The 21,847-nt window shown below is 67.7% G+C and carries 21 protein-coding genes; 9 read left to right on the top strand and 12 right to left on the bottom strand.

All coding sequences use genetic code 11. The annotated features are described in order from the left end of the window. The first annotated feature begins 254 nt into the window (after positions 1 to 254). Positions 255 to 1,541, top strand: coding sequence for a lipase family protein (locus tag BR47_RS0104630; protein WP_029118744.1), 1,287 nt, complete (start codon positions 255 to 257; stop codon positions 1,539 to 1,541). Between the two features lie 9 nt (positions 1,542 to 1,550). On the opposite strand, the gene BR47_RS0104635 is transcribed toward BR47_RS0104630, so the two are convergent. Continuing rightward, positions 1,551 to 2,717 (bottom strand): GGDEF domain-containing protein, encoded by a 1,167-nt coding sequence (locus tag BR47_RS0104635; RefSeq protein ID WP_029118745.1) that lies wholly within the window; start codon positions 2,715 to 2,717, stop codon positions 1,551 to 1,553. Between the two features lie 113 nt (positions 2,718 to 2,830). On the opposite strand from BR47_RS0104635, the gene BR47_RS0104640 reads away from it, so the two are divergent. Together BR47_RS0104640 and BR47_RS0104645 are read left to right on the top strand one after the other, a co-directional pair. Then, complete coding sequence (locus tag BR47_RS0104640; protein WP_029118746.1) at positions 2,831 to 5,275, top strand: Tex family protein; 2,445 nt, start codon at positions 2,831 to 2,833, stop codon at positions 5,273 to 5,275. Between the two features lie 152 nt (positions 5,276 to 5,427). Continuing rightward, entirely contained in the window at positions 5,428 to 7,803 is a 2,376-nt protein-coding gene (locus BR47_RS0104645; RefSeq protein WP_029118747.1) for an ATP-binding cassette domain-containing protein, read from the top strand. Positions 7,804 to 7,868: 65 nt separating this feature from the next. Here BR47_RS0104645 and BR47_RS0104650 read toward each other — a convergent pair whose 3' ends face one another. Continuing rightward, positions 7,869 to 8,438 carry a glycoside hydrolase gene (locus BR47_RS0104650; RefSeq protein WP_029118748.1) on the bottom strand — a complete coding sequence of 190 codons (570 nt, stop codon included), beginning with the start codon at positions 8,436 to 8,438 and terminating at the stop codon, positions 7,869 to 7,871. A gap of 351 nt (positions 8,439 to 8,789) precedes the next feature. Between BR47_RS0104650 and BR47_RS0104655 the strand changes: the two genes are divergently transcribed. Together BR47_RS0104655 and BR47_RS0104660 are read left to right on the top strand one after the other, a co-directional pair. Beyond that, positions 8,790 to 9,251: an SRPBCC family protein gene (locus BR47_RS0104655; protein WP_029118749.1), complete on the top strand. Its 462-nt coding sequence runs from the start codon at positions 8,790 to 8,792 to the stop codon at positions 9,249 to 9,251. 164 nt (positions 9,252 to 9,415) lie between these two features. Continuing rightward, positions 9,416 to 10,819, top strand: a complete 1,404-nt coding sequence (locus BR47_RS0104660; RefSeq protein WP_029118750.1) for an HNH endonuclease signature motif containing protein — start codon at positions 9,416 to 9,418, stop codon at positions 10,817 to 10,819. A 275-nt stretch (positions 10,820 to 11,094) separates the two neighbouring features. On the opposite strand, the gene BR47_RS0104665 is transcribed toward BR47_RS0104660, so the two are convergent. Together BR47_RS0104665 and BR47_RS29735 are read right to left on the bottom strand one after the other, a co-directional pair. Further along, positions 11,095 to 11,517: a hypothetical protein gene (locus tag BR47_RS0104665; protein ID WP_020100129.1), complete on the bottom strand. Its 423-nt coding sequence runs from the start codon at positions 11,515 to 11,517 to the stop codon at positions 11,095 to 11,097. 94 nt (positions 11,518 to 11,611) lie between these two features. Further along, the gene (locus BR47_RS29735; protein WP_051634643.1) at positions 11,612 to 12,025 is read right to left on the bottom strand and encodes an Rv0313 family protein; all 414 of its coding nucleotides are present in this window, start codon (positions 12,023 to 12,025) and stop codon (positions 11,612 to 11,614) included. A gap of 95 nt (positions 12,026 to 12,120) precedes the next feature. Between BR47_RS29735 and BR47_RS0104675 the strand changes: the two genes are divergently transcribed. The 3 genes from BR47_RS0104675 to BR47_RS0104685 are packed head-to-tail and all read left to right on the top strand — an operon-like array spanning position 12,121 to position 13,974. Continuing rightward, on the top strand, positions 12,121 to 12,933 hold the full coding sequence (locus tag BR47_RS0104675; RefSeq protein ID WP_029118752.1) for a nuclear transport factor 2 family protein: 813 nt from the start codon (positions 12,121 to 12,123) through the stop codon (positions 12,931 to 12,933). 51 nt (positions 12,934 to 12,984) lie between these two features. After that, positions 12,985 to 13,548: a hypothetical protein gene (locus tag BR47_RS0104680; protein ID WP_036420306.1), complete on the top strand. Its 564-nt coding sequence runs from the start codon at positions 12,985 to 12,987 to the stop codon at positions 13,546 to 13,548. A 51-nt stretch (positions 13,549 to 13,599) separates the two neighbouring features. Further along, positions 13,600 to 13,974 carry a DUF732 domain-containing protein gene (locus tag BR47_RS0104685; protein WP_020100133.1) on the top strand — a complete coding sequence of 125 codons (375 nt, stop codon included), beginning with the start codon at positions 13,600 to 13,602 and terminating at the stop codon, positions 13,972 to 13,974. Here the strand turns inward: BR47_RS0104685 and BR47_RS0104690 are convergent. Further along, positions 13,957 to 14,760 (bottom strand): SGNH/GDSL hydrolase family protein, encoded by an 804-nt coding sequence (locus BR47_RS0104690; RefSeq protein WP_029118753.1) that lies wholly within the window; start codon positions 14,758 to 14,760, stop codon positions 13,957 to 13,959. The genes BR47_RS0104685 and BR47_RS0104690 overlap by 18 nt on opposite strands. Before the next feature lie 45 nt (positions 14,761 to 14,805). After that, a complete protein-coding gene (locus tag BR47_RS0104695; protein WP_231506653.1) occupies positions 14,806 to 15,600 on the bottom strand; it encodes an LmeA family phospholipid-binding protein in 795 nt (264 codons plus the stop codon). Positions 15,601 to 15,694: 94 nt separating this feature from the next. Here BR47_RS0104695 and BR47_RS0104700 point away from each other — a divergent pair, with 94 nt between their 5' ends. After that, complete coding sequence (locus BR47_RS0104700; protein ID WP_029118755.1) at positions 15,695 to 16,453, top strand: class I SAM-dependent methyltransferase; 759 nt, start codon at positions 15,695 to 15,697, stop codon at positions 16,451 to 16,453. Between the two features lie 7 nt (positions 16,454 to 16,460). Here BR47_RS0104700 and BR47_RS0104705 read toward each other — a convergent pair whose 3' ends face one another. From BR47_RS0104705 to BR47_RS0104730, 6 genes are all read right to left on the bottom strand, one after another. Beyond that, positions 16,461 to 16,916, bottom strand: a complete 456-nt coding sequence (locus BR47_RS0104705) for a nuclear transport factor 2 family protein (protein WP_029118756.1) — start codon at positions 16,914 to 16,916, stop codon at positions 16,461 to 16,463. After that, positions 16,907 to 17,794, bottom strand: a complete 888-nt coding sequence (locus BR47_RS0104710; protein ID WP_029118757.1) for an LLM class F420-dependent oxidoreductase — start codon at positions 17,792 to 17,794, stop codon at positions 16,907 to 16,909. The genes BR47_RS0104705 and BR47_RS0104710 overlap by 10 nt, the downstream gene beginning before the upstream one ends. After that, positions 17,794 to 19,119 carry a serine/threonine-protein kinase gene (locus BR47_RS0104715; RefSeq protein WP_029118758.1) on the bottom strand — a complete coding sequence of 442 codons (1,326 nt, stop codon included), beginning with the start codon at positions 19,117 to 19,119 and terminating at the stop codon, positions 17,794 to 17,796. Before BR47_RS0104715 ends, BR47_RS0104710 begins: the two co-directional genes overlap by 1 nt. Positions 19,120 to 19,210: 91 nt before the next feature. Then, on the bottom strand, positions 19,211 to 20,272 hold the full coding sequence (locus BR47_RS0104720) for a PDR/VanB family oxidoreductase (RefSeq protein WP_051634616.1): 1,062 nt from the start codon (positions 20,270 to 20,272) through the stop codon (positions 19,211 to 19,213). 41 nt (positions 20,273 to 20,313) lie between these two features. Further along, the gene (locus tag BR47_RS0104725) at positions 20,314 to 21,213 is read right to left on the bottom strand and encodes a metal-dependent hydrolase (RefSeq protein WP_029118760.1); all 900 of its coding nucleotides are present in this window, start codon (positions 21,211 to 21,213) and stop codon (positions 20,314 to 20,316) included. Positions 21,214 to 21,375: 162 nt separating this feature from the next. Next, a complete protein-coding gene (locus BR47_RS0104730; protein WP_020100142.1) occupies positions 21,376 to 21,828 on the bottom strand; it encodes a hypothetical protein in 453 nt (150 codons plus the stop codon). Positions 21,829 to 21,847 lie beyond the last annotated feature (19 nt).

Genomic DNA, 21,847 nt, shown 5'->3' on the forward strand with positions numbered 1-21,847 from the left:
CCGGGGTCGAAGTAACGATGGCCAGTAAATCAGCGTGCAAGGGCAGAAACTCCGATAGCGGCGTTCTCGCAGGTGTGATGTCACGCGGGATTGGTGGCGATATGCCGTGGCGGACACAGCGGTCACGCTGACGTCGCGCGTCGCTTGCAGGTAATCTCTGTGCGGCCCATCACTCGACGTCTGTCAAGAATAAAATTCTCGATTTCGGGCAGCAATGATTTCGTGTATGAGAGTCCCATTGTTATCGTGCCGTTATGCATCGCTTCGGGGGAGTTCTTGCCGCATGTCTGCTCATCGGTTCATTGCTTGCGGGACCGCCCGCGGCCCACGCGGACGGCGACGAGCCGCAGTACGCCGAGTTCTACCTGCCGCCCGATCCGCTGCCGCCAGGCCGGCCCGGCGACCTGATCCGCACCGAACCCTCGCGCCTGGTACTCGAGCCGTCCGGCCAGCTCGGCGCCATCATGGCCACCGGCACGCGAATCATGTACCGCAGCACCGATGCCCGCGGAAACCCGGTCGCCGTGACCGGCACCTACTTCGAGCCGTACAACGACTGGCCGGGTAAAGGGCCGCGGCCACTGATCAGTTACGCGGTGGGCACGCAGGGCCAGGGCAACCAATGCGCACCGTCGCGGCAGTTCAACCAGGGCATCCACTACTCGGGTGGCTGGGACATCATGGTCAACTACGAAGAGGCGTTCATCGCCACGATGGTCGCGCGCGGTTTCGCGATCGTGATGACCGACTACGAGGGCCTCGGCACTCCCGGGATGCACACGTACGTCAACCGCGTCGCCGAGGCCGCCGCGGTGCTCGACGCGGCGCGCGCCGCCAAGAAGCTGCCGGGCACCTCACTGGATCCCGATGGGCCCGTTGCCTTCTGGGGTTACTCGCAAGGCGGCGGTGCCGCGGCGTCGGCGGCCGAGTTGGCGTCGTCCTACGCGCCTGAGCTGCATGTCGTCGGCACATACGCCGGGGCTCCGGTGGCCGACCTCAAGGAACTGTTCCCGTACACCGACGGCAGCGCGCTGGTCGGCGTGGTCGGGTACGCGCTCAACGGCGAGATCTACGCCTACCCGGAGTTCGCCGACCTGATCCGCTCCAAGCTCACCCAGCGCGGCAAGGACATGCTCGAGAGCGTCTCGCGGCAGTGCGTCGGGCAGACCATCGTCGACTTCATGTTCCGGCACCTGCAGCCGTACTTCACCGAGGACATCAACGTGCTGGTCGAGGAAGAGCCCTTCAAGACACTTTTCGAGATGCAGAAGCTCGGCAAGTACAAGCCCAACGCGCCGGTTCTCATCAACAGCAACCGATACGACCCGCTGGTGCCGTGGACGGCCGCCAATCAGCTCGGCCGGGACTGGTGCGACAAGGGCGCCGACGTCGAGTTCCGCACCAACGAGGAACCGCCGTTCCTGAACAAGCTGGTGATCAACCACGCCTTGCCGATGCTGGTCGACGGTGAGCCGGCGATGCAGTGGATCGCGGCGCGGTTCAACGGTGAGCCCACGTCGCCGAACTGCGGGACGTACTGAGCCGACGGCTCAGTCGCTGCCCGCTGCGGAGGCGCGGATCACGCGGTCGCGGCCCCGGCTCTTCGCTTCGTACATCGCCACGTCGGCGCGGCGGATCGCCGACCGCAACCCTGCCTTGTGCCCCAGCTGAGAGACCCCGATGCTCACCGTTCCGGCGAGCACGGCGTCGTTGTGGCTGAATGTCGCGGCGGCGAACGCCACCCGCAGTCGGTCGGCGATGACCGCAGCCTGACTTTCGTCCACGCCCGGCAGCATGGCGCAGAACTCCTCGCCGCCGATGCGGGCCAACAGGTCGCCGCTGCGCAGGTTCGACCGCGCCACGCAGGCGAATTCGGTCAGCAGCCGGTCGCCGGCCTCGTGCCCGAAGACGTCGTTGACGGCCTTGAACTCATCGAGGTCCATCACGATGACCGAGCACCGCAGCTGCCGTGCCACGCATTCCTCGGCCAGGCGCTGCGCCTGAATCATGAAACCGGCGCGGTTCAGCGTGCTGGTGAGCGAGTCGAGCATCGCGGCATCAGCCAATTGATCCTCGAGCCGTTCCCACCCCATCAGCGACAGGCACAGGTTGATGGCCATGACGGCGAACGCGAAGAAGAGCATCGGCACCGACACGACCGCGCTGGTCGTGGCGAACTGAACGGCGCCGGGGTCGAGATGCAGGCTCACCGAGCGGGCGACGGTCGCCGCGGCCGCGACGACATACAGGCCGATCAGGATGCGCCGTGACGCCAGACGCTCGACGCGCTGAGCCTTGATGCCGTCGACGACACTCAGCGTGAAATACCCGGCCAGTACGAGGGCGGTCAGGGACACCCGGGCCGGGATGCTGACGGTGAACGGCGGTATCAACTGGAATGCGGCCAGTACCGCCAGCGGTCCCGCGGCCATCACGCGGCCGCGGACCGGTTGGCCGTTGAAGGCGCACAGGCCGCCCCAGATCAACGACCAGCAGGTGATGATCAGGACGTTGGACACCGTCACCGACAACACCTCGGGGACGAACCCGCGCGCGCTCAGCAGCCCGGCGCCGAGGGCACCGGCGAAGTTGCCCGCGCCCCACAGCTGGACCGCCGGATGCCGCCGCTTACCGGCCCCCACCCAGACGTGCAGCAACCCGAAAATCAGGGCGGTCATGGAGACGACCATCCACAGGGTGCGCACGTCGGGATTCATGTCGCGCTACCGGGTGCGCCCAGGGGCGTGCGGCGTCGGGATCGGCTGAGGCATAGCGCAAACTTACTCGCCGCTGCCGACGACTGTCGGCAGCATTGGGTAGGGTCCAGCCCGTGAATTTGAGCGTCAAGTCCGTCGTCAAGTCTGTGAACGCCCGCCTGGCCGAAGAGTTGGCCGTCGCCGAAGGTCAGGTCGACGCCGCGGTACGGCTGCTGGACGAAGGCGCGACCGTGCCGTTCATCGCCCGGTACCGCAAGGAAGTCACCGGCAGCCTGGACGACGGTCAGCTCCGCACCCTCGAGGAGCGGCTCCGGTACCTGCGCGAACTGGATCAGCGGCGCGACGCCGTGCTGGCCTCGATCGAAGAACAGGGCAAGCTCACCGACGACCTGAAGGCGGCGCTGCTGGCCGCCGACACCAAGGCTCGCGTGGAGGACATCTACCTCCCGTACAAGCCGAAGCGCCGCACCAAGGCCCAGATCGCCCGTGAGGCCGGTCTGGAGCCGCTGGCGGACCGGCTGCTCGCCGACCCGACGCTCAACCCCGATGACGTGGCTGCCGAGTTCCTGGGTGAGGAGGTGGCCGACGTCGCCGCCGCGCTCGACGGGGCACGACACATCCTGGTGGAGCGGGTGTCCGAGGACGCCGAACTGGTCGGTGTGGTCCGTGAGAAGTTCTGGTCTGACGGCACCCTGACCACCAAGCCGTGGTCGGAGGAAGCGGCGAAAAGCCCTGCCGCGCAGAAGTTCCGCGACTACTTCGAGTACTCCGAGCCGCTGGAGGACATGCCTTCTCACCGCGTGCTCGCAGTGCTGCGCGGTGAGAAGGAAGAGGCGCTGTCGCTGAACTTCGACGGTGGCGACGAGACGCTGTACCAGGCCATGATCGCCCAGTCGCTGGGTGTCGACATGGCCGCCGGCGGCGCCGCCACGCCGTGGCTGACCGCGACGGTCGGCTGGGCCTGGCGTACCAAGCTGATGTTCTCGGCCGCCGTCGACGCCCGGATCCGGCTGCGGCAGCGCGCCGAGGAGGACGCCGTCGCGGTGTTCGCCAAGAACCTCAAGGACCTGCTGCTGGCCGCGCCGGCCGGGACCCGCGCCACACTCGGGCTCGATCCCGGGTTCCGCACGGGCGTGAAGGTCGCGGTGGTGGACGGCACCGGCAAGGTCGTCGACACCTGCGCCATCTACCCGCACCAGCCGCAGAACAAGTGGAACGACGCCAAGGCGACGCTGGCCGCCCTCGTCGCGCGGCACAACGTCGAGCTGATCGCCATCGGCAACGGCACCGCCTCGCGCGAAACCGATGCGCTGGCAACCGAACTCATCGCCGACCTGAAGGCGGCCGGCGCGTCCGGTCCCAAGCGGCTGCCGACCAAGGCCATGGTCAGCGAAGCCGGGGCGTCGGTGTACTCGGCGTCGGCCTACGCCGCTCACGAACTGCCCGAGTTGGACGTGACGCTGCGCGGCGCGGTCTCGATCGCCCGTCGGCTGCAGGACCCGCTCGCCGAACTGGTCAAGATCGAGCCGAAGTCGATCGGTGTCGGGCAGTATCAGCACGACGTGACGCCGGGAACCCTGGCCCGCAGCCTCGACGCGGTGGTCGAGGACGCGGTGAATGCCGTCGGCGTCGACCTCAACACGGCCTCGGTGCCGCTGCTGGCCAAGGTCTCCGGCGTGACGGAATCGCTGGCCGAGTCGATTGTGTCGTATCGCGACAAGACCGGACCGTTCCGGAGCCGCAGCGGCCTGCTCGACGTTCCGCGCCTGGGCCCCAAGGCCTTTGAGCAGTGTGCAGGCTTCCTGCGTATCCGTGAAGGCGACGACCCGCTGGACGCCTCGGGCGTGCACCCCGAGGCCTACCCGGTGGTGCGGCGCATCCTGGACCGCGCCGGCGTCACCCTCGCCGAACTGATCGGCGATGAGCGCAAGCTGCGGGCGCTCAAGCCGGGCGATTTCGCCGACGAACGCTTCGGCATCCCGACCGTGACCGACATCCTGGGCGAACTGGAGAAGCCGGGCCGCGACCCGCGCCCCGCGTTCTCCACCGCGACCTTCGCGGCCGGCGTCGAGAAGGTCTCCGACCTCAAGGTCGGCATGGTGCTCGAGGGCGTCGTGACGAACGTGGCCGCGTTCGGCGCGTTCGTGGATGTCGGCGTTCACCAGGACGGCCTGGTGCACGTGTCGGCGATGGCCGACCGCTTCGTCTCCGACCCGCACGAGGTGGTCAAGTCCGGCCAGGTCGTCAAGGTCAAGGTGCTCGAGGTCGATGTCGAGCGGCAGCGCATCGGGCTGAGCCTGCGGCTGAACGACGACCCGCAGCGCGCCCGCGACGGCAAGCGGCCCGAGCAGGGTGGCGCTCCCCGGCGTGATGGTGGTGGTCAACCGCGACGCGATGGCGGCAACCGTGGCGGCGGCGGTGGCAACAGCGGCGGCCAGAACCGCGGCAACCAGGATCGTGGACGTAATCCGCAGCGCGGCAACGGCGGTGGCCGCCGCGAGTCGGCGCCGTCCGGTTCGATGGCCGACGCCCTGCGCAAGGCGGGCTTCGGTAAGTAGCGGTGTTCTCGCGAGAAGACATAAAACTGTCGATACCCCAGTGATTTTCGACAGTTTTATGTCTGCTCGCGAGCGGGAGGTGCCCCCAGCTCCGCGAGAAGAGATCAGGAATCGAGAAGCACGGCCGATCGGCGCCCGATTAGCGTGTGGGTATGCCCAGCAGAACGCGTGCCGCTGACAGCCATGACCTCATCCGCGTAGTCGGTGCCCGGGAGAACAACCTCAAGGACATCAGCGTCGAGATCCCCAAGCGGCGGCTGACTGTCTTCACCGGAGTGTCCGGCTCCGGCAAGAGCTCGCTGGTGTTCGACACCATCGCCGCCGAGTCGCAGCGGCTGATCAACGAGACGTACAGCGCGTTCGTCCAGGGCTTCATGCCGTCACAGGCCCGCCCCGACGTCGACGTGCTGGAGGGCTTGACCACCGCGATCATCGTCGACCAGGAACGGATGGGCTCCGACCCACGTTCCACGGTCGGCACGGCCACCGACACCGGTGCGCTGCTGCGCATCCTGTTCAGCCGGATCGGTGAACCGAACATCGGCTCGCCGCAGGCGTTTTCGTTCAACGTCGCTTCGATCAGTGGGGCCGGCGCGGTGACCATGGAACGCGCCGGACGCACCGTCAAGGAACGTCGCGACTTCAACATCGTCGGCGGCATGTGTCTGCGGTGCGAGGGCCGCGGCGCGGTCAACGACATCGACCTCACCGTGCTGTATGACGACAGCAAGTCGATCAACGAGGGCGCCATCACCATTCCCGGCTTCAGCACGGAGGGCTGGTACGGCCGAATCTTCAACGGCTGCGGCTTCTTCGACCCCGACAAGCCGATCCAGAAGTTCACCAAGAAGGAACTGGACGCCCTGCTGCACAAGGAGGCGACCAAGATCAAGGTCGACGGCGTCAACCTCACCTACCTGGGTCTGATCCCGCAGATCAAGAAGTCGTTCCTGAGCAAGGACGTCGAGGCGATGCAGCCCCATATCCGGGCGTTCGTCGAGCGTGCGGTGACGTTCACGACATGCCCCGAGTGCGAGGGCACCCGGCTGTCGGAGCTGGCACGCTCGTCAAAGATCAAGGGCGTCAACATCGCTGAGGCCTGCGCCATGCAGATCACCGATCTGGCCGAGTGGGTCGGCGCGCTGGCCGACGACAAGCGCCTCGGCGCCGGCGTGGCGCCGCTGTTGGCGACGTTGCGGCACACGCTCGATTCGTTCGTCGGCATCGGGCTGGGCTATCTGTCCCTGGCGCGGCCCGCCGGCACGCTCTCCGGCGGAGAAGCCCAGCGGGTCAAGATGATTCGTCATCTCGGCTCGGCGCTGACCGACGTCACCTACGTGTTCGACGAGCCGACCATCGGACTGCACCCGCACGACATCACCCGCATGAACGAACTGCTGATCCAGTTGCGGGACAAGGGAAACACCGTACTGGTCGTCGAACACAAGCCGGAAGTGATCGCCATCGCCGACCACGTGGTGGACCTCGGTCCCGAGGCGGGCTCGCGCGGCGGTGAGGTGGTCTACGAAGGCACGGTGAAGGGGTTGCGCGGCAGCGGCAGCATCACCGGCCGGCATCTCGACGACCGGGCGGCGCTGAAGGATTCGGTGCGAGAGGCCAACGGGGCGTTGGAGATTCGCGGTGCCAACACCAACAATCTGCAGGACGTCGACGTGGACATCCCGCTCGGTGTGCTCGCCGTGATCACGGGCGTGGCGGGCTCGGGCAAGAGCTCTCTGCTCGACGGCTCGGTGGCCGGGCGTGACGGCGTCGTCACCATCGACCAGGCACCGATCCGGGGATCGCGACGGAGCAACCCGGCCACCTACACCGGACTGCTCGACCACATCCGCAAGGCATTCGCGAAGGCCAACGACGTCAAACCCGCACTGTTCAGTTCGAATTCGGAAGGCGCCTGCCCGGCGTGCAACGGTGCCGGCGTCATCTACACCGACCTGGGAGTGATGGCGACCGTCGAGTCCCGGTGTGAAGAGTGTGAGGGCCGCCGGTTCGGTGCCTCGGTACTCGAATACACCCTGGGCGGGCAGAACATCGCCGAAGTGCTGGCCATGCCTGTCGCCGAGGCCGCGCAGTTCTTCTCCGACGGCGACGCGAAAGTGCCGGCCGCAGAGAAGATCCTCGCTCGGATGGTGGACGTCGGGCTGGGCTATCTGACGCTCGGGCAGCCGTTGACCACGCTGTCCGGCGGGGAGCGGCAACGACTCAAGCTCGCCACGCAGATGGGGGAGAAGGGCGACGTCTACATCCTCGATGAGCCGACCACCGGCCTGCACCTGGCGGACGTCGAGCAGCTGCTGGCGCTGTTGGACCGGATCGTCGACAGCGGCAAGTCCGTGATCGTCATCGAACATCACCAGGCTGTCATGGCCCATGCCGACTGGATCATCGATCTCGGTCCCGGTGCAGGTCACGACGGCGGGCGGGTGATTTTCGAGGGCTCTCCTGCAGACCTGGTCGCGGCCGGCAACACGTTGACCGGGTCCCACCTGGCCGAGTACGTCAAATAGCAGTCAAGGCTGCCACCGCTGAGCGGTGGCAGCCCTGACTGTGAAACAGAGGGGTCGTCGAACGGTTAGACGGGCATCTCCGGGCCCTCGGGAGCCGGCGCCGGCGCCTCGGGAGCCGGGGCCGGGGCCTCGGGGGCAGGCGCGAAGTTGGCCGCCTCGATGATCTCCGGGGCCGGGAGGTCGGCCGGACCTGCGGGAGGAGCCAGCGGCGCGTCCAGCGGGCCGTCGAGGGGCAGATCGGCGGGGATGTCCTCACCCGGGGCGATGGGCAGGTGCATGTGGTGGGTGAACTGGCGCTGGAAGGCGCCGCCGCCACCGATGCGGACGCCGCCGCCCTCGCCGCTGGACACCGGGGTGCCGTCCGGCAGCGTCACGGCCGTGTGGCCGCCGTTCCAGCCGATGTTCAGGGCGCCGGGCGCGGTGCCGGGCAGGAAGCCACGAGCCCGCAGAGCGGCCTCTTCGTTGCCGGTGTTGAACCGGTTGCCGTAAACGGGGCGGCCGGTGGCCGCGTTGGCCACCCAGGAGGCCAGTCCGGAGCAGTCAGTGCCGCGTGCCGTGTCTCCGCCGGAGATGTACGGCGTACCCGAAACCTGGTTGACCAAAGCCAGCAGCGATGCGGTCGCAATAGCAAACATGGCGATGAACGCTAGCAACGGAAAATCGACAGCGTCAAAATTCCGTGTCCGCCATCACGTTTCGCGAATCCTGTGGTGTGCGTTACATCCACGTTTATTCGCGTCTTGTTGGGGCAGAGGCGATTTCACGTATTCGCAGGTGAATGCACAAAACATACTGCCATACACAGCTTTTGCGCAAATGCAAGGTCGTCACGGTCGTTGCGAGGTCGTGACCAGCTAATTCCGAAAGGGCTCTGCGAGGCCTCAGCGCGGTTTTGGCGCCGATTTCGACGCCCGGCCCGGCAGCTCGTGCCGCCGATCCGGCGGATACTGGCTGACCATCTGAAACGGTCAAGTTACGGTGGGTCGATGTGGCTGTCGCAGTCCCGGTTCGAGCTGACGGAAGGGGTGCCCGGGGCGCCCGATGGCGTCCGCACCTTCTATACAGATCTGGCGAACATGAAGCTGGTGCATCCGCTCGTCGTCGCGGTGGACTGTCTCGCCGATCAGCAGGATGTGCGGGGCCGCCGTCGTGACTATCGGGTGCGGGATCGCATCCCATTCGGCCCGTTCAGTCTGCGCGTGACCTACCGGGCCACGGTGCTGATCGCGCCCGACGGCGTCGTGCACACCGAGGCGCGCCAATTTCCGTCCGTGCGGCTCAGTGGCACGGTTACCTTCGCACCTGCCGGCGCCGGCACCACTGTCGCCGAGGCGGTGGATATAGAGGCGCCTTTTCCGCTTATGGTCTTCACTGCCGCGCAGGCGGAGAAAGCGCACGCGGCGATGCTCTCGGCTATCCGGCGTCACTTTGAGGAAAGCTCGGCCTGATCCAGGCGGCTGGATGGGGTGCCGCGCTGGATGGCTTCATATACCTGGCTCGACGGCGACTCTCTCGAAAAAACTTTGGTCACTTTGTTTTCAATGGTCGCAGAAGGTAACTAGTGGCCCATTCGTCACAGCGACTTGTCGGTGATTCGAACTAATGTTCGAGTATGGCCATCGACTCCGCTACCGTCCTCAACGCCTACGCGGCGCTTGAGGATGCGATCGCCACGGTCAACGGCCTGGACTACAGCGGGTTGCCCATCAAAGTCCTGTTGGAGCTGCAGTCCCGCCGCGAAACCCTGAAGTGCGCCGCCGAAGCCGTCGATCACCAGATCCTGGCGGCCGCCCAAACCCAGGCGACGGCGAAGGAGATCGGGGCCAAGGATTGGCCTGAGGTGTTGCATGTGCGGCTGCGGATCAGCCGGGAGGAGGCCCGTCGACGGGTGCGGGACTGCGACAACGTGGGTCCGCGCTCGGCGATCACCGGGGAGGCGTTGGGCCCGGTGTGGGAGTTGGTCGCCGCGGCGCTGGCTGAGGGTGCGATCAATGGCGAGCACGTCGCGGTGATCACCTGGTTTTTCGGCAAGGTCCCGTTGTGGGCGGCTGATCCGGTCACCCTGGCCCAGTGTGAAACAGATCTGGTGGCCGACGCGAGGGTGAAAACCCCCGAAGACCTCCGCAAAGCCGCGGCGGATTTGTTGTACCGGCTCGATCAGGACGGGCCCGAACCCGACGACACTGAGCCGGACTCGAAACGCTCGTTCGTCATGGGCAAGCAGCGCCCTGATGGCCGTACCGACGTCACCGCGGAACTGGATCCCGAAGGCCGTGCCTACTGGCAAGTGCTGTTCGACAAGTACGCCGCCCCGGGCATGTGCAACCCCGCCGACCCACACCCCTGCTACTCCGGGACGCCCACCCAAGAACAGATCGACAACGACACCCGCACCCTAGCCCAGCGGCAGTACGACGCCTTCAAATTCGTGGGCCGGATGATGCTGGCCACGGGGACCTCCGGGGTGCACAACGGATTCCCGGTCGCGGTGATCGGCACCTGCACCGTCACCGACCTCGAGAAGCGCACCGGAATGGCGCTCACGCACACCGGCACGAAACTCCCGGTCAAAGACCTGGTTCAGATGGCCGCCAGCGGAGCCGACCACTACCTCGTCGTCTTCGACGACCACACCGAACAACCGCTGTACATGGGCCGAGCACGTCGCACCGCCACTGTCGCCCAGCGTTTCGCCCTCTTCGCCCGCGACCTGGGCTGCACCAAACCCAACTGCACCGCCCCCGCATCCCGCTCCCAGGCCCATCACGTCAACACCAACTGGCGTGATGACGGCCCTACCGACATCACCAACCTCACCCTGGCCTGCGGACCCGACAACCGCCTGGCCGACACCGGCGGCTGGACCACCACCATGGGCCCCGGCGGGCGCACCCACTGGACCCCACCACCCCTACTCGATGTGGGCCAGCCAAGGACTAATCGCTACCACCACCCCACGCTGTATCCGACCGAGGGTGAGGACGCAGATGGCGAAAGTGATAGTCCCGCAAGGTGATACGGCGCACTGAGCTGGTCGCGTCGGGTCGGCGCGCGCCTTGGGTGGGATCGACGGCCCCGCCGTGTGAGCCGTGGGGCTGCGGGGTTATGGCAACCACGCTGCGCGGCGCCACCGACTACCAACGGATGACGACAACCACGAGAGGCGAAGATGTTGCGTTGCAGCCGAATCGGCTACTCACTACCGCCAGGGGTAGGAGGAGCCGGCAGGCTACCAGCGCTGATTGCGCGGTGTGGCGATCAGGCGGGTGGCGTGGTCAGGCCGGGAGGCGGTCAGCTCGGGAAGAACCCGTCACCGGTCTTGAAGCCGGGCTGCCAGCCGGCGGGACCGAGGCACAGCAGCGGGCGGCCGTCGGGGGCCTGCGCCGCGGTCTGCGGGCCCGGGCACGGAGAACCGATGTCCTTCACACCCTGGATCGCATAGGAGTATCCCCAGAACCCGGTGTCGACCGGCGGCCACTGGTTGGGGATCCAGTGACAGGCCATGGAGGCGCCGCCCGGGCCGCGGCCGAAGATGAAGATGTCGTGGTTGTCGCACGGCGCACCGTTGACAGCCTGGTAGTTCATGCCGGGGACGTCGGTGGGGTAGCGGCCGGGATCGTCGCTGCCGCCCAGGGCCGGATCGGCGTTCGCGAAAGGTGCCAGCCCGATGGCGGTTCCGGCGATCGCGGCGGCCACCGTCAGTACCCGAAACATCCTGGTCATCTCCCCTCGCACTACTGCCACACGACAATGTGGCAAAGCGTAGCGTGTCAGCCGCGTCGCCGGGGATATTGTCGGCAGGTCAATATCAGTGGGGTTCGTGCCGCGGCGTCTGATCGTCGTCATGCGGCTGCGGACCGGCCTGCTCGGGCGCGTCCAGCACGCTCACTCCGATGCCGTAGGGCAGGAACCTGACCTTGCGGGAGGGATCGATGTTGTTCTTGTTGGCCCGCAGGGCTTCGAGTTCGGAGGGGTAGACCTCCTCGACGTGCGCTCCGCCGTCGGCGGCCACGGTGTACACCACCCACACGCCGTCGCCCGTGTCGCCGGTGGTCTCGGGCTGGGTTGCGTGCCGCGGCGTGCGGGTCAGATCGTTGACCACATTGGCCCAGGCGGCGCCGCGGCCGAGGCGGTCGAACACGCCTCGGATGCCCTCGCCCGTCTCGCGCAGGACGCGATCGAACTCTTCCGGATCGATGCCGAACGGGCCGTTGTTGCTCATACCGACCAGTGTGCGCGACATCGGCGACATCTGCCACGACCATCTGGCCGGCCATCCGCTCGCAGCGGAACTCGGCGGTGGTGGACGATGGAGACATGTCCGTACCGCAATCGCCGACCCGCGACGACCTCCTGGCCACCGTCGAGCGCTCGCCCGCCGCCACGGCCGCGCATGACAAGGCCGCCTGGGTGGGGCTGTTCAGCGCCGACGGACGCGTCGAGGACCCGGTCGGCTCGCGGCCGCACGTCGGGCGCCGCGCTATCGCGCAGTTCTACGACACCTTCATCGGGCCCCGCACCATCATGTTCCACCGGGACGCCGACATCGTGCTGGGCAATACCGTGGTGCGTGACCTGGAGCTCGAAGTGCACATGGGCTCGAAGGTGCAGCTGCGCATTCCGGTCTATCTGCAGTACGACGTGGTGACCGAGGGCTCGGACCCGTCGCTGAAAATTTCTCGGCTGCAAGCATTTTGGGAGCTGCCGGGCATGGTCGCGCAGTTCGTGCGGTGCGGCGCCGCGGCGCTGCCGGCCGGATTGGGGCTCTCGGGGGCGCTGCTGCGTAACCAGGGCCCCGGCGGCGCGCTCGGTTTCCTTGCTGGCCTGCGCACCGGTGGTACGCGGGCAAAACGGTCGCTCACCGGGCTGTTGGCCGATGCGGCGAATGGAGACGAACTCGCGGTGAAGCGCCGGCTCAGCGAGCCCGTGCAGATCACCCGCGGCCTCGACACCCGGCTCAGTGTCTCCGAACTGGTCGAGGAGCTGACCGGCAGCCGCGTCGCGAAGGTGATAGCCGCGGGCCGGTACGTCCTGGCCGGCGTCCGACGGGACGGCTACCGCGGGGTGGTCATCGCGGAGCTGGGCCTCGGCGGCCGGGGCATCATCGGCCTGCGACTCTTTGCCGAATGAAGCCGCCAGTTGCCGCGGCTTCCGTCCCCGACATGAGAACGTAGTTACACCATGCCAGTGCAACCACAACACGAATACATGTCCTACGAGGAATTCGGTCGACGATTCTTCGAGGTCGCCGTCAGTGAGGAACGTGTCGCGGACGCGATCGGCGGCATCGCCGGTGAAGCCTTCGACATGGGTCCCATTGCCCAGGGCCCCGGCGGGCTCGCGAAGGTCACCGCGCGCGTGCAGATCAAACACCCCGTGGTGGCCAGGACGCTGGGTGAGGAGATCACCTTTGCGATCCGCATCCCGCTGGAAATCGACATGACGCTCGACCTGCGCATCGACCGGCCCCGATTCATGGTGTTCGGCGAGATCAATCTGACCGCGACCGCGCGGGCCGCTCATCCGCTGCTGCTCGTCATCGACGTCAAGACGCCGCGGTCGTCGGACATCGCCATCCACGTCACGTCGTCGTCGATCCGCGCCGAGCTGCTGCGCATCGTCGGCAACGTCGACGGCGAGATTCGGCGGTTCATCGCCCACCACGTGGCAGGCGAGATCAACAGCGCAGATGCCAAGGTCATCGACATCGGAACCCGGATCGCGAGCGCCTGGACGGGTGTCTGAGACGGCCGTGAGGCGGCATCGGCAACATGCTTCCCTTATGATGAGGGCATCATGAAGAGCACATTCGGTACCGCTATCGCAATCGCAGCTACCACGGCCGGCATCGTGGGCAGCCTCGTCACGGCCGGTCCGGCCAGCGCCGATGCGGGTGTCGACGCCTTCAACAACGCGCTCAGCAACGCCGACATGATGCTGCCGAACGGCTCTGATCCGGTCGCGCTCGGCCAGTCGGTGTGCCCGATGCTGGCTCAGCCCGGCCAGAGCCTGGCTGACGCGGCGGCCAAGGTCGCCGACTCATCCGGCATGTCGCTGGGCCCGGCCACGATGTTCACCGGCTTCGCGATCTCGTCGTTCTGCCCGGGGGTTGTCGGCGCGCTCGGCCGCGGCGAGTCGCCGCTGCCTTTGGGTCTACTCGGCCTCGGATAACGCAGGGCTGGCGTCGAGCGGCGCCATGACCGGGCGCTTCGGCTCGAGCCCCTTGCCCCGCGAACTGCCCAGCGTGTGCCGCCAGACCCAGGGCATCAGCATGTTCTGCGCCCACATCAGCTGCGAATACATCCGCTCGCGCAGTCGCGGCAGCACAAGTTCACCCTCTACCTCTGCCCAGCGGTGATCGCTGCCGGGCAAACCCAGCGCCTCGGCAGCGGCGTCGGCGAACAGCTGATGGCCGTGCGGGGAGCCGTGCACCCGGTCGACGGCCCAGGTCGCGGGGTCCAACATGGAGGTGGCCGTCGACAGATCGACCAGCCGGAAGCCGAAGTGGGCCGAGTCGGACCGGATGACCTCGTTGATCCGGCGCAGCCGGCCGCTCAGTACCCGCCCGACCGGCAGGATGCGGGCGATGTCGGGAAACGTCGTCGTGACCACGGTCGCGCCGGTGGCGGCGAGTTCGGTATGCACGCGCCGCATGTCCTCGAGCGCCTTGTCGAAGCTGCGCACCGGCCGCGTGACGTCGTTCATCCCGATGCAGCTGGTGATCAGGTCGGGGTTCATGTCCCGGGCCAGCGGCAGCTGCCGGTCCAGCACGTCACTGATGCGACGGCCCCGCACTGCGAGGTTCGCGTACTGAAGTCCGGGCTGTAACGCGTTGAGTCGCCAGGCCAGGCGGTCGGCGAAGCCTCGAACGGCGCTGTCGTCCGTACCGTCCATGTCCAACAGGCCCTCGGTCTGGCTGTCGCCGAGCGCGACATATCGGGAATAGCCGATGGTCACGACCGTGACTGTAATGAAGGATCGGCAAATCTTCAGCGCGGCGGGTCAGCTCGGCCAGATCACGTCGAGCGGACGGCCCACCACACTGAGTTGGTTGATCAGCTCGTCCAGTACGGCGCGTGGCAGGTCGAACCGCCATTCCGGCAGCGTCGCACCGACCCGTACCACCCCCGGACCGAGCTCCACCGAGGTCAGGGTCATGCCGTACGGCAGCTCGGGCAACCGCACCGGGTAGGCCGGGGCGAGTCCGGGCACCGGCACCCGGGCCGTACCCAGCGTCAGTCCACGGGGCTTGAGCCACAACGTGTTGCCGTGCAGGTGGGGATCGACCTCGACGACGCCGGAACGGAAGCGCGACAACCGGATTCGGGCGACGCCGTCCTCGCCGATCTCGGTGCTGACGCGCGGTTCGGCGGCCTGGATCAGCTCGTCGAGCGAGTCGGACGGCACCTCCACCGTCAACTCGACGGGCGCGGCGGCCAGCATCGGTGGCACCGACGGCCGGATGTGCAGGTTGTTCAGCTTTGCCGAGATCGTATTCAGCACGGTGCCAGCCCATTTCACCTTGTGGGCGGTGATGTTGACGGTGCCGATGTGGCCGACGGCGAAGATGCTGGCATCCCACCTGGAATCGAACTCGGCCACCGTGAGGGCCAGGTCACTGGTGCGCAGGCGGACGGTGATCCGGCGCCCGATCACCAGCGGTCGCACCGTCAGCAACGCCGTCCGATAGGCGGCGGCCGCCCCGGTGCTCATCGGCAGCACCGCGGCGGTCGACACCACCGAGGTGAACAGATCGAGCGGTCGGAGCGGGTCCCACCGGCGCGGCGGACGCGTCATGGGCTCCAGCATGCCTGGATCTGCCGCCGGTGCACCACTCGGTGCCCGGGGAACGGGCTCCGGGTAGCGTCGAGTCGTGGCTGAGTCTGATGAGCTGTACCGGCAGCGCGACCGAGCTGATTCCTTCGGAGGCGCCGCCCGGTCCTATGACCAACACCGGCCCCGCTATCCGGAGGCCATGCTCGACGAACTGGTCGGGACGGGCTCGGTCCGGGTGCTCGACGTCGGCGCCGGCACCGGGATCGCGTCCCGCCAACTGATCGCTCACGGTGCGGAACTGGTTGCGCTGGAACCGGATCCGAGGATGGCCGAGATCGCCGCCGAGCACGGCGTCACAGTCGAGGTGGACACCTTCGAGGACTGGGACGACGCCGGCCGGACCTTCGACGTGGTCCTGTTCGCCCAGTCGTTCCACTGGGTCGACCCGGCGGCGGCACTGCCGAAGATTCGCCGGCTCCTCGTGCCGGGCGGCCGGCTGGCGCTGGCGTGGAACCGGCTGTTCCCGGTCCAACCGTCGCGCGCGGACTTCGCGGAGGTGTACCGCGACTTCCTCGATGCCGCTTCACCTTTGGTGACCGGGACCCCCACGGGCGGGACGGGATCGGGGATGGACAGCGGCGACGTGGTGGCTGACCTGGAGGCCGCCGGATTCGCCGTGCAACAGCTGACCTACGCCCGTGGTGAGCAGTACAGCCGCGACCAGTGGCTGGACCTGGTGTTCACCTACTCCAACCACCTGGTACTGCCCGCCGACCGGGCCGCGGAGCTGCGGGCGCGGCTGGGAGCGGTGATCGGCGACGGCGGCGTGCAGGTCGGCGGCGACACGCTGCTGATCGTGGCGCAGCCGACGTAGACGGCGGCTAGTCCCGGAGGCGGCGGATGGGCCGCGTCTCGATGGCGTTGAGCGTCAGGGCACGGCGCCGGATGCGCCAGCCGCCGCCGGTCCGGGCGTACTCGTCGTCGTACCTCAGATGCCACACCAGATCGGTGACGACGGAGTCGGCGTCGCGGGTCCAGTGGTGGGCGACGCACGTGATGCGCCCACGGGCGTGGTCGGAAGCGTCGGTGTAGACCTCGCCGACGATCTCGTGCTGGGTACGGGCAACACCCGCCAGGGCGGCCATCGCCGCCCGCACCCCGTCTGGCCCGTGTTCGGTCCGTACCGGGTCGAGGGATCGGGGCGGGTCCGGAAGGACCAATTCCGCTGTGCTGGTGAAGAGTTCGACGACGTCGTCGAACCGGCGGTCGTCGACGGCCGCGGCGTAGCGGTGCACCAGGTCCGTCAGCGCCAGCCGGTCGGCCACTGTCAGCGGCACGGCGTGAGCCCCAGCCGTTCGGCGCACGCCGACAACATGTCCTTGGCCTCGTCGATGTCGGTGACGGGCGGCATCGCCAGCACGATGCGGTCGGCGCCGAGCTCCGCGAGCCGGCCCGCGCGATCGGCGTCGACCTTGGGGACCAGGTGTCCGAGGGACAGCTCGAGGGCCCCCGGGTCGCGGCCGGCGCGCTCGGCCGATTCCCGCATCAGCGCGATCAACCCCGATAGTTCCGCGCCGGCGACGCCGAGCGGCTGCAGACCGTCACCGCGCCGGCCGGCCCGGCGGGCCGCAGCCCGGCTGTGCCCACCGATGTGGATCGGGATCGGCGAAACCGGCTTGGGATAGCAAGCGGCGTTGGCGAATTCGAAGAACTCACCGGAATGGGTGGCGCCCTCGGGCTGGTCCGACCACAGCAGCCGCAGGACGTCGATCTGCTCGTCGGCCCGGCGGCCGCGGGCATCGAACGGGGCCCCGCACGCCTCGATCTCCTCGCGCAGCCAACCCATGCCCACGGCCAGGCGAATACGCCCGCCGGACAACGCATTCAGGGTCGCGACACGTTTGGCCAGCACCACCGGGTGGTGGTTCGGCAGCACCAGCACGCCGGTCGCCAGGCCCAGTGTGCTCGTCTGCCCGGCCAGGAACGTCAGCAGCTCCAGGGGATCCGGGACGGCGCAGTCAGCGGGGATGTCCACCCGGCCCGAGGCGTCGTAGGGATACACGCTCGAGTACTCGGTCAGCAGCACTGTATGTTCCACGGCCACAATGGATTCGAAGCCGCAGCTCTCCAGGTGGCGGGCGAACTGCGTCATCCAGACCGGGTCGGCGGTGACGCCGGCCGCGACCGGCGCGACCACGGCGAACGTGGGCGACATCAGCGCCTCCGCTCGCTACGGCGAATCTCTTCCCAGCACTGCAGCCGCGTCATCCCGGTCCGGTCCATGCATTCACGGATCGGCGTTTCCTGTTCGGGCGCAGGCGTTTCGGTGGTGGTCGGGGTCGTCGGCGGCGGTGGCGCGGTGGTGGTCTCGACCGTCACCGTGCTGGTGACCGTCGCCTCGGTCGGCTCGGCGGGAGACTCGGTGGGCGCGACGGCCGATGTCGGGCTCGGCGGCGCCTCGGTGGTCGACGGCGAGGGGGTCACCGGGGGAGCCGTGGTGGTCGTCGCGGCGGGACGGGGCAGTGCCGGCTGCTCGTCTTTGGCGCGAGTGAACTCGATGGCCGCGAAGACGAGTGCGGCTATCAACAGCACCGTGAGCACGACGGGGAGAATCAGCGACCGGCGCGACCGGGTGGTCTTGTCGGGCTGCAGGACCTGCGTGCGACCCGCCGCGGCGGGAGCCAGGATGGTGGCATCGGCGCCCGGCACGCCGAGCCCGTGCTGAAGGGCGCGGGCGAAATCGGCGCACTTGTCGTACCGGGCCTTGGGATCCTTGGCAAGTGCCTTGGCCAGCACCGGGTCCAGGGCAGCGAGATCGGGCCGGCTCTGGGACAGTGACGGCGGGGGAGCGCTGAGGTGCTTGCCGATGATCACCGCGGCATTGGAGTTCTCGAACGGCGGCGCCCCGGTGAAGAGCTGAAACGCGGTGGCCGCCAACGCATATTGGTCGGCACGACCGTCGATGATGCTGCCGGTCAGCTGCTCCGGCGCGGCATAGAACACGGTGCCGACGGTCATGTTCGTCGCGGTCAGTCCGGCGGAGTCATTGGCGCACCGCGCAATGCCGAAGTCGGCCAACTTGATTCGCCGGCTCGCCGGATCGGTGTCGCTGATCAGGATGTTGGCGGGCTTGACGTCGCGGTGCAGCAGATCGTGCTGGTGCGCGTAGTCGAGCGCGTCGGCCACGGCGCTGATGATCGCGACCGCCTGGTCATCGGATACGCCGCCGGCGCCCCGGAGCAGCCGGCTGACGTCGGTGCCGTCGACGTACTCCATCGAGATCCACAACTGGCCGTCGAACTCGCCGCGGTCGTAAACCCCGACGATGTTCGGATGCGACAGCGCGGCGGTCAGATCCGCCTCGCGCAGGAATCGCTCGCGGAACTCCTGATTGGTGGACATCTCGGGACGCAGGACCTTGAGCGCGTCCTGCCGGGGAAGTCGCGGGTGCTGGGCGACGTAGACCTCGCCCATGCCGCCGGAACCCAGGCACCGGACGATGGTGTACCCGGCGAAATCCGTCCCCTCGGCCATTGGCATTGGGGCATCGTAAACCGATGGTCGATGGCATCGGCCGTTGGCTTGTGTTCGAGAATCGGTGAAACTCCCGAACACAAGCCAAGACTGACGGCTACAGGTCCAGTGTCAGGGGGCCGTCGCCCTGTGCCCGCGACACACAGATCAGCGCCTGACCGGCCTCGCGTTCGGCCTCGGTCAGCAGGCCGTCACGGTGGTCGACCGCACCGGCGAGCACCTTCACCCGGCACGTGCCGCAGAAGCCCTGCTGACACGAATACGGTGCGTGCACACCGGCTTTGATCAGGGCCGTCAGCAAGGTTTCGTCGGCCGCGACGGCGACGGTCTGGCCCGTCGAGGCGACCTCGACCTTGAACTCGTGGCCATCGGTCACCGGCGGCGCGGCGAAGCGCTCGAAGTGCAGCTCGATGTCGTCCGCCCCGACCAGCCGCGCGCGGATGGCATTGAGCATCGGCGCCGGACCACACGTGTACACCGAGGTCCCCGGCCGGCAGTCGCCCAGCAGGTCGTCGGCCGTCGGCAGGCCGTCGACGTCGTCGGTGCGGATCTGCACCCGGTCGCCGAACCGCGTCAGCTCGTCGAGAAACGGCAGACTGTCGCGGCTGCGGCCGACGTACAGCATCGACCAGTCGATGCCGAACTGCTCGGCGCGCGCCAGCATGGGCAGGATCGGCGTGATGCCGATACCACCGGCGATGAACCGGAGCGTGCGGGTCGGCGAGCCGAAGCCGGGCACCGCCAGCGGGAAGGCGTTGCGCGGCCCGTTGGTGGTGATCACGTCCCCGACCGCAAGCTCATGCGCCTCGATGGAGCCACCGCCGCCATCGGGTATGCGCCGCACGGCAATTCGGTATGCGCCCTGCTCATCGGGATCGCCGCACAGCGAGTACTGGCGGACCAGGCCGCTGGGCAGGTGGATGTCCAGGTGTGAACCCGGGTGCCAGCTGGGCAGTTCCGACCCGTCGGCGCTGACGAACGTCAACGCCACCACGTCCTGATCGTGCGCGACCACCTGACGGTCGGCGATCTTCAGCGCGATGGTGCGTTCGACGACGGCCGGTACCGGGGGCTTGCGCACCCGCGTCGATACCCAGAACGTGCTGCTGACGACGGCGTCGGCCACGGTGACCAGCAGGTCGTGCGGCAGCAGGCCCATCACGCTGGGCGGTGCCAGACGTGACCGGAAGCGGCGCGCCCTCACAGGTGTGCGGCGCGGGCGGCGGGCGAGGCGGCCAGGTACGCCACGGCCTGCGCGGTCGAGCCCATCTCTTCCGGGCTGTAGTTCGGCTTGAAGTACACCAGTGTCTGGGTCAGCAGCAGGTTCCGGTACTTCGGCAGGAGCCCCAGCTTGGAGTCGCGCATGCGCAGGCGCTGCGATTTCCACCAGCCGAGCTTGAGCTGCGGGTCGCTCTTGACCAGGAACCGCATGCCGCGCTGGAAGAACACGTACATCAGGACCGCCACGACGCTCATGGCGCGGATGCGGTCGAAGTAGCTGTTCCGGAAGTACACGGCGACCTCGTGGGCCACCGAGCGGTGCTCGACCTCTTCGGCGCCGTGCCAGCGGAACAGGTCCACCATGACGGGGTCGGCGTCGTAGTTGTCCCACGTGCAGTTCAGGACGAAGTCGCCGAGGACGGCGGTGTAGTGCTCGACGGCCGCGATGAACCAGAGCCGCTCGATGAGGTTGTTCATCTTGCGGCGCGGGTCGTCCGTATTGGCCGGCGCGAGGATGTCCTCGAACACGAACTCGACCTGATCGAGCAACGGCGTGACGTTCATGCCACTGCGCACCAGGTAGTCGTTCATGACGGTGTCGTGCGCCTCGGCGTGCATGGCCTCCTGGCCAATGAAGCCGCGAACGTCGTCGGCGAGCTTCGGATCCTTGATGAGCGGCAGCGCCTCGTTGAACGTCTCGATGAACCAGCGCTCACCCGCCGGAAGCAGGATGTTCAGCAGGTTCACCACATGCGAGGCGACAGGGTGGCCGGGAATCCAGGACATCGGCTTGTCCGCGGTCTCGAAAGCCACGTTGCGGGCCTGGATCTGCACCGGACCCGGGTCTACCTCGTGAGTGAAACGTTGTGGTCGCAGCATGGAACAGCTACCTCCGGATCCTCAAGCATCGTTGCGAGTGGATTCAGTGTAAGCGTTTTATGTGGGAACGGCGGTACTGGGTTTTGCCGTGATACGCCGAAGCGGCATCCCAGCAGCCAAAAACTATGTCTTGACCTCCTGGAATGCCGCTTCTGCAAACAGTTACATACCGGGGACCGACATGCCCGGCTGCGGGCCGACCGGCGTCGCCTGGACCGTCGTCACGCCGTTGGCGCCGACGTGCGGGCCCTGCGGAGCGCCCGGAGCGCCGCCGGCCGCACCGGCCGATGCGGGTGCACCGGCCTGGGCGTTCTCGACGGCCTTGGTGGTGCAGTTCAGCATCAGGATGACGCGGCCATGGCTGCCCATCTTCTCCTGATCGACGATGCACTGTGCCTGCGGCACGTCGCTGCCGACCGATCCACCGAACGTGGCCTTCACGCCCTGGCTCTTGAGAATCGAGACGGCGCGGGCGTAGGACTCACCCACCACATTCATCGAACCGGCACCACCGGGATCTGACGCGGCCACCGACGAGCCGAACATCGCGGTGGCACCCACCGCCACCGCACCTGCTGCCACGGCGCTTGCCGTCAGCATCTTCAGCTTCTTCACCTGACCTCCTCGAGTACAG

It is taken from the genome of Mycobacterium sp. UNC410CL29Cvi84 (assembly GCF_000686745.1).
In the GTDB taxonomy this organism is placed as follows: Bacteria; Actinomycetota; Actinomycetes; order Mycobacteriales; family Mycobacteriaceae; genus Mycobacterium; species Mycobacterium mucogenicum_B.